Here is a 7,204-nt window from a genome sequence, read left to right on the forward strand (position 1 = left end):
CCTGCCCCCACGTCGCGAGCAACGACAGCACGGTGGTGGTCGCGTCCCAGAACGCGACGGTCGAGTTCGTCGCCACCTCGAGCAGCGCCGTCAGCCCGATCACCGCAGCGACACCGACGACCGCGAGTACACCCCATTCGGTCGTGTTCGTGCCCGTCACGGGCAGAGCGTCGCCGTCCCTGCCCCGCGCCCAGTTGCTCCACCCCCACACGGCGAGTGCGATGTACACGACCTGCAGTCCGGAATCGGCGTAGAGACCGGCGGTCGCGAAGAGCAGGATCCACACGATGTTGTTGACGATCCCGATCGGCCAGTTGAGGATCGACTGCCGCCCCACCAGGTACACGCACCAGGCGCCGCTGACGAAGCCGAACACCTCCGCCCAGGTGGTGGGCGCACCGAGTGCGGTGAATGCTGTCGAGTTCAGAAATGCGATCATCGTCGCCGCCTTTCGTTTGTGGCAGCGATTAGATCATATTTGCTCTAAGTGAGGCAACGGTGAAGTGCACTTCGGTGTTCCCGACAGCGCTGTGCGACGTCGAGAACACCGAAGTTTCGGAGAATCAGCGGGGTTCGGGGCCCTCCACGAGCGGCAGAGACTCGTCGGCGGTCCACGCGTTGAGCGAACCGTCGTACACCGCGACATCCGACCGGCCCGCGACCGCGAGTGCATGCGCGAGTCCCGAGGCTGCGATGCCGCCACCGCAGTAGGTCACCGGCGTGACATCCGGGTTCAGAGCACCCGCCTCGCCGAAGATCTCCCGCAGTTCCGCCGCCGGCTTCAGGCGCCCCGTCGACGGGTCGACGAGATCGCCGAAGGGAATGTTGATGCTGCCGGGGATGTGCCCGCGCCGTGGATAGGACGGGCTCTCACCACGGTAGGTCGCAGGATCCAAGGCGTTGATGATCAACGTGTTCGGGTCGTCGAGCGACGCCGCAACCTCCTCCGTCGACCGCACCAACTCCGGACGATGCCGCGAGGTGAAGGTCGCGCCGTGCGGCACCACCTGCTCGTCGGAGACCGGGTAGCCGGCGGCCTTCCAGGCGGGCAGCCCGCCGTCGAGCACGGCGGCATCGTCGAAACCTTCGAGTCGCAGCTGCCACCACAGCCGCGCCGCCCAGATGCCGTTCTTCTGGTCGTACAGCACGACGCGGCGACCTTCACCGATACCGACGGCGCCCGCGGCTGTGGCGAAGCGCTCCGACGGCGCCGCAGTGAACGGTTGCGGCGCTTGATGATCGGAGAAGTCCGTGAACAGGTCGGCGTAGACCGCACCGGGGATGTGTTCCTCCAGGTAGGTCGCCAAGCCGGGTTCGACGTGCACGGACCCGTCCGGCGGCATGCTCAGGTGCACGGTGGCATCGACGATGACGAGGTCTTCGTCGCCCAACTGCTCGTACAACCACTCCGGAGAGACGGTGCTCGGCTTCGTGTCGCTCATCGAGGTCCTCCTCTGCACTCGGTATCTCCCTCCAGTAGAGCAGCCGTACGACCTGGGTGGGCCCGGCCCCGCTCAGCGGGGATCAACCCACCCGAATCGATTCGACTGTCACTCCGCCGTGCCGGCGAGGTTCTTGCCCCGGGTCTCCGACGCGATCCAGGCGGCGAGGATCGTGACGCCCGCGGTACCGATGATGATGAGGCTCAGCGGCAGGCTCGACCCGTCCGACGCGACCAACAGGCTCGCAGCGATCATCGGCGTGAAGCCGGCACCGATCAGACTGGCGAACTGGTAGCCGAACGACACTCCGGTGTACCGCACGTCGGTACCGAACATCTCCGACAGCATCGGTGCGAGCGGCGCGTACATCGCCGACTGCACGACCTGCCCGAACAGCAACGCGACCGTGAGCAGCGCGATCGAACCCGCGTTGATCATCATGTACAGGGGGAAGGCGTACAGCACCGCGACGGCCGCACCGGTGAGGCTCACCGCGCGACGTCCCACGCGGTCGGACAGCGCCGAGAACCCGGGGATAGCGATGATGGAGACGACCGACATCAGCACCAGAACCCGCATCACGGTCGACGAGCTGTATCCGACCGACGTGGTGTAGGCGATGATGTGCGACGTGATGAGTGCCGTCAGCGCGAACGGGCCGATGCCCACCGCGCACGCGAGAATGAGCGGGCGGGGTCGTCGGAGCAGTTGCAGAACCGGGGGTTTCGCACGGGCAGGCCACCTCTGCCTTCGCTGCGGCCTGTTCGAAGACCGGGCTCTCGACCACGCTCATGCGGACGTAGAGACCGAGCACCAGCAGCGCTGCGCTGGCGAGGAACGGGATGCGCCACCCCCACGACTCGAACGACGCGTCCGGCAGCAGCGTCGCGAGCATCACCGCCGACGTCGAGAGCAGGAATCCGATCGGCGAGCCGAGCTGCATGAGCCCGGTCCACAGGCCGCGCCGGCGCGCGTCGGAGTGCTCGGCGACCATCAGTGCCGCCCCTCCCCATTCGCCGCCGACCGCGACACCCTGCACGACTCGCAGCGTCACGAGAAGGATGGGCGCCAGCACGCCGATCTGCTCGTAGGTGGGCAGGACGCCGATCGCGAAGCTGGCGATGCCCATCATCACCATCGTGATGACCAGCATCGACTTGCGTCCGAACCGGTCGCCGAAGTGCCCGAACACCAGGCCACCGAGCGGTCGCGCGAGGTAACCGGCGGCGAGCGTCCCGAACGCGGCGATCGTCGAGACCGCCGAGTTCGACGACGGGAAGAACAGGTCGCCGAAGATCAGGGCGGCCATGGTGCTGTAGAGCAGGAAGTCGTAGTACTCGATGGTGGTACCGAGCAGGCTCGACAGCGTGACCCTCCGCAATTGCGAGTGGTCGCCGGACGGCGGGCTCTGCGCGGCGGCTGCTGTGCTCGTTTCCTCGATCGGGGCCGGTGCGGGTGGCTCCATTCGGCACTCCAGTGTTCGCAGGGACAGGTCGGGACGCGTCGTACGCGCGTCCTCGAAACTCTGTCAACCCTCACCGGTGCCGACCAGGGCGTGCCCGCTCAATGGGAGGTTCCCGGCCGCTCGCGGCCGAAGGATCCGGGCCGGTTCCGGTGGCCGGGACCCCGCTGGGCGGGGTCTACCCCACCGAAATCGGGCGGGCGTTCCAGCTGTCCTCGACCACCCGCGGCTTGCACGCCTGGTAGGCGCCGGTCACCAGCACCGCGACAGCGACCGTCATGAAGACGAACGAGGCGGTCCAGCCCGAGGTGAGGTCGTGGAAGACGCCGAACAGCAGCGGGCCGAGGCACGCGGCGCTGTAGCCCACACCCTGGGTGAAGCCCGACAGAGCGGCGGATCCGGCGGAGGTGCGGGAACGCAGATTGATGAGGGTCAGCGCCATCGGGAAGGTGCTGGGCCCGAGTCCGAGGAGCACGACCCACAGGATCGGCGCACTCATCGGCGCGATCCACAGGCCCGCGAACGCGATGAGGAAACACGCGGCGCACGCCAGGACCACCGGGAACGGGTTCTCCATCCGCGCACACAGCGACGGAGCGCCGAACGCGGAGACCAGCCCGAGCAGGGCGAACAGTCCCACCATCGCACCACCGAAGGCCGGGCCGGCTCCGGCGTCGGCGAGGATGTCGGGAATCCACGTGAACATCGAATAGGTGACGAGGGACGTCATGCCGAACATGCCGGCCATCCCCCAGCCCACCGGCGAGCGCCACACCCGGCCGGGGGCGTGCTGCTCCGCGGGTACGGCGTCCTCGGCAGCGTCGCCGCGGCGCCGCAGCAGGACCCACGTCCACGGGAGCGCTGCAGCGAATCCGATCAGCGCCCACACTCCGAGCGAGACGCGCCAGCCGAACGCGTCGGCGAGCGGGACCGCGACGAAAGCGGGCACGATGGTGCCGAGCTGCACACCCACGATGTATACCGAGCTGACGAGTGCCAGCGTGTCGGAGAAGTAGCGCTTGACCAGAGGAGGGATGACGACGTTGCCGATGCCCATCCCGCCCAGCGCGACGGCCGACAGGAGCAGCAGCGACCAGGTGTCGGTCATCAGCGCCCGGATCGCCATGCCGGCGCCTGCCATGAGCATCGCGATCAGCGCGGTGCGTTCGAGTCCCCATCGTCGGCCGAGCGCCGGGGTGGCCAGACCGAAGACCGCGAACATCGCGGTCGGGATCATGCCGAACACACCGACGATCGTGGACGAGAAGCCGATCTCCTCACTGATCTGCGCAGCGAGGGGACTGAACGAGGTGACCGCGAGCCTCAGGACGAGTGCCGACATCGCGATCGCACAGAACACCAGCAGACGACCACGAAGAAGACTCACGCCGAAAATCATAGGATGATGGGATGACTTTGGGAAAACCTGTTCAGCGCACGAACCTGATCGAGCAGGTCACCGAACAGTTGCGCAGCGAGATCTGCAGCGGACGCTGGAAGGTCGGTGAGAAGATCCCCACCGAACCGCACCTGTGCGAATTCACCGGCACCGGCCGCAACACCGTCCGCGAAGCCGTGCAGGCCCTCGTCCACACCGGCATGCTCGAACGTCGCCAGGGCTCGGGCACCTACGTCCTCGCGACCTCCCACGTCACCGGCACCCTCGGCAAGTATTTCGCCACGGCCCACGAACGCGACGTGCTCGAACTGCGGCAGGCCCTCGACGTCACCGCCGCCGTCCTGGCCGCGCGCCGGCGCACCCCCGACGACGTGGCCCGGCTCGAACAGTTGCTCGCCGAGCGCAACCGATTGTTCGCCGGATCCGACATCGACGCCGCGGTGGCCGCCGACGTTGCCCTGCACCGCGCCATCGTCGAGGCCAGCCACAACGCGGTGTACCTCGAGTTCTACGACTCGCTGCTTCCGTCGATCCGCCGCACCATCGACCGGCACGTCCGAGTCACGGGCCTGGGTTTCGAACCCGAACACACCACCTTGGTCGCCGCCGTCATCGCCGGCGACGAGGACGCCACCGTGGAGGCGGCGCAGGGGCTGTTCGCGGAGCTCACCGACTGAGAGGTAGGGACTCCGCCGATCATCGGACCCCGGCCGAGCGCAGGGCGTCCGCGAGGGTGTACGCCTCCGGAGAACTCAGGAGAAGCTCGTCGAAGTCGACGCCGGAGCCACCCAGCGCGACGCGCAGCACCGGACGGCCTCGCTTCATGGCGACCAGGCGTTTGATGCCGCGCGGGTGCCGGAAGGTGCCTACTTTCAGGTAACCGGAGATCACCAGGCCGGATCTGATGCCGAGGATCTCGGACGTCCATCCCGGAAGGACCTCCACGCCGGTGATCGCCGAGATCGGCACCTCCATCGCGGTTCGGCGGACCATGAAGGCTTCCCACCGAGAGAAGGACAGGTGGAGGGTTGCGTTGTCGTATGTCGTTTCGGCCATGACGTCGGACCTTCCGTCGACGGTAAACTGGCTACAACACTGAGAACATTATCACGATGATAACAATGACGGGTAGGTACCGATGGCGAAGACGCCGCCGATCGCGAAAGTCGTGCTGCACCCGGTCCGGCTGCGCATCGTCCAGCAACTCGGAGGACGGCAGCTGACCACGAGCGAGCTCCGATCGGCACTCCCCGACATCACCCAGGCCACGCTCTACCGGCACGTCGCAGCTTTGATCGACGCCGAGATCGTCACCGTCGTCGACGAACGTCGCGTGCGCGGAACCATCGAACGCACCCTCGCGCTCGGCGACCGCATGGCCCACGTCGGCCACGACGATCTCGCCGCCATGAGCGATGCCGAACTACGCAATGCCTTCGTCACATTCCTCGGCGCGCTCGGCGAGAGCTTCGACACGTTCATCCAGGACGACGATCGAAGCCTGCGCGACTACCTGGGTTTCGGGACCACCCCGCTCTACGTCACCACCGACGATCTCGCGGAGATCCAGAGCAGGCTCGCCGACATCCTCGCCCCGTATCGCACGGATACAGGTGACGACCGGATGCGCATCACCCTGACGACCGCGGTGATCCCCGCTCCCCCCACCGCTCCATCCGAAGAGGGGTAGATCTCAGCGGAACCGGCCCACGTTCGCGTCGGCCCACTGCGCGAAGGACGAGAACCGAGCCGTCAGCAAATTTGTGCGTATTTCCGTTGCAGGGCAGACGAACCGGCAGATCCATCGCGGACGAACAGCCGATACACGGCGAATCGGGGTCACGACCCGGTGGCCCACCGAGCACGCGGGGAGCGCGTAAGTATCATTCCGGCAAACACCGCTCGAAGGGGAATACGGCGGCGGTAACTTTGGTACACCACATTTCCCTCGATGCCCACGTCCCCCAATACCTCTGTCACACATCATCGGAAACATTCCTGCTGCACTCTCCCCGGAGGCCGACGTGCGTGGATTCGGTATCGATCTCGGAACAGCCAACACCGTCGTCGGAACCCCCGACGAGGGCATAGTCCTCAACGAGCCGTCGCTGATGATGGTTCGCATCAAGGAGCCACGCCGAGCGCTCGCAATCGGCCAGGACGCGAGCGACCTCGTCGACCGCACACCTACCGGGATCGTCCCGATCCGCCCGATACGCGACGGGGTGATCGTGGATCTCGACACGGCACGGACATTCGTCACGGCCGTCCTCGCACAGATCTCACCCCGCCGGCACTACGGCATACGGCCGACGGGCGTCATCGCCGCTCCCGCAGGCGCCACGCCGCTCGAACGTCGCGCACTGCTCGAAGTCGGACACGAGGCCGGGCTCCGCAAGGTCGGCCTGATCCCCGAACCGGTCGCGGGCGCCCTCGGCTGCGGGATCGACCCGCTCGAACCCCGCACCCATCTCGTCGTCGACATCGGTGGCGGCACTTCGGAAGTCACCGCCCTCTGCTACGGCGGCGTCCTCTCCCATCGCAGTTGCCGCATCGCCGGCAACGACCTGACGAGCGCGATCCTCCGGTACCTCCGCGCGGAACACCGGATCCTCGTCGGCGAACTCACCGCCGAACGCGCGAAGGTGGGGGCACCCGACACCGCCGACGAGCGGTCGCTCGTCGTGGAGGGTCGCGACGCCGCGACCGGCCGGGCGCGCCTGGTGACGCTCGAGACCGAGGAGATCATGGACGCGGTGCGGCCCACCACGACCAGCATCGTGCAGACGTTGTCGACCTGCCTGGACGACCTGCCTCCACGCGCGATCAGCGACGTGATGGCCGAAGGCATCCTGGCGATCGGCGGAGGATCGATGCTCCGCGGTGTGCCGCAACTGCTCG

Annotated in this window: 8 protein-coding genes and 1 pseudogene; 3 read left to right on the plus strand and 6 right to left on the minus strand. The window is 67.2% G+C overall.

What is annotated here, in order from left to right; translation table 11 throughout:
• The 5 genes and pseudogenes from pnuC to R1101_RS0112615 form a co-directional block, all read right to left on the minus strand.
• Positions 1 to 439, minus strand: a 439-nt coding sequence (gene pnuC / locus R1101_RS0112600) for a nicotinamide riboside transporter PnuC (RefSeq protein WP_016933775.1), incomplete at its 3' end; no start/stop codon positions are given.
• 124 nt (positions 440 to 563) lie between these two features.
• Complete coding sequence (locus R1101_RS0112605) at positions 564 to 1,442, minus strand: sulfurtransferase (protein WP_016933776.1); 879 nt, start codon at positions 1,440 to 1,442, stop codon at positions 564 to 566.
• 108 nt (positions 1,443 to 1,550) lie between these two features.
• The gene (locus tag R1101_RS31515; RefSeq protein ID WP_442969885.1) at positions 1,551 to 2,156 is read right to left on the minus strand and encodes an MFS transporter; all 606 of its coding nucleotides are present in this window, start codon (positions 2,154 to 2,156) and stop codon (positions 1,551 to 1,553) included.
• 88 nt (positions 2,157 to 2,244) lie between these two features.
• Positions 2,245 to 2,907: pseudogene (locus tag R1101_RS31520) on the minus strand (MFS transporter); the annotation flags it as partial.
• Positions 2,908 to 3,082: 175 nt separating this feature from the next.
• Positions 3,083 to 4,303 (minus strand): MFS transporter, encoded by a 1,221-nt coding sequence (locus R1101_RS0112615; protein WP_026003208.1) that lies wholly within the window; start codon positions 4,301 to 4,303, stop codon positions 3,083 to 3,085.
• Between the two features lie 11 nt (positions 4,304 to 4,314).
• On the opposite strand from R1101_RS0112615, the gene R1101_RS0112620 reads away from it, so the two are divergent.
• Positions 4,315 to 4,980: a FadR/GntR family transcriptional regulator gene (locus R1101_RS0112620; RefSeq protein WP_016933781.1), complete on the plus strand. Its 666-nt coding sequence runs from the start codon at positions 4,315 to 4,317 to the stop codon at positions 4,978 to 4,980.
• Between the two features lie 19 nt (positions 4,981 to 4,999).
• On the opposite strand, the gene R1101_RS0112625 is transcribed toward R1101_RS0112620, so the two are convergent.
• Positions 5,000 to 5,359: a hypothetical protein gene (locus tag R1101_RS0112625; RefSeq protein ID WP_016933782.1), complete on the minus strand. Its 360-nt coding sequence runs from the start codon at positions 5,357 to 5,359 to the stop codon at positions 5,000 to 5,002.
• Positions 5,360 to 5,441: 82 nt separating this feature from the next.
• Here R1101_RS0112625 and R1101_RS0112630 point away from each other — a divergent pair, with 82 nt between their 5' ends.
• Positions 5,442 to 5,993 carry a helix-turn-helix domain-containing protein gene (locus R1101_RS0112630; protein WP_016933783.1) on the plus strand — a complete coding sequence of 184 codons (552 nt, stop codon included), beginning with the start codon at positions 5,442 to 5,444 and terminating at the stop codon, positions 5,991 to 5,993.
• Between the two features lie 334 nt (positions 5,994 to 6,327).
• On the plus strand, positions 6,328 to 7,204 hold an 877-nt coding region (locus R1101_RS0112635; protein ID WP_016933784.1), incomplete at its 3' end, for a rod shape-determining protein.

Source organism: Rhodococcus sp. R1101, assembly GCF_000278445.1.
Lineage (GTDB): Bacteria > Actinomycetota > Actinomycetes > Mycobacteriales > Mycobacteriaceae > Rhodococcus > Rhodococcus gordoniae.

Excerpts from the sequence above, each read along its gene's own strand:
- R1101_RS0112605 (WP_016933776.1), bottom strand. The coding sequence starts at position 1,442 with ATGAGCGACACGAAGCCGAGCACCGTCTCTCCGGAGTGGTTGTACGAG.
- R1101_RS0112615 (WP_026003208.1), bottom strand. The coding sequence starts at position 4,303 with ATGATTTTCGGCGTGAGTCTTCTTCGTGGTCGTCTGCTGGTGTTCTGT.
- R1101_RS0112620 (WP_016933781.1), top strand. The coding sequence starts at position 4,315 with ATGACTTTGGGAAAACCTGTTCAGCGCACGAACCTGATCGAGCAGGTC.
- R1101_RS0112625 (WP_016933782.1), bottom strand. The coding sequence starts at position 5,359 with ATGGCCGAAACGACATACGACAACGCAACCCTCCACCTGTCCTTCTCT.
- R1101_RS0112630 (WP_016933783.1), top strand. The coding sequence starts at position 5,442 with ATGGCGAAGACGCCGCCGATCGCGAAAGTCGTGCTGCACCCGGTCCGG.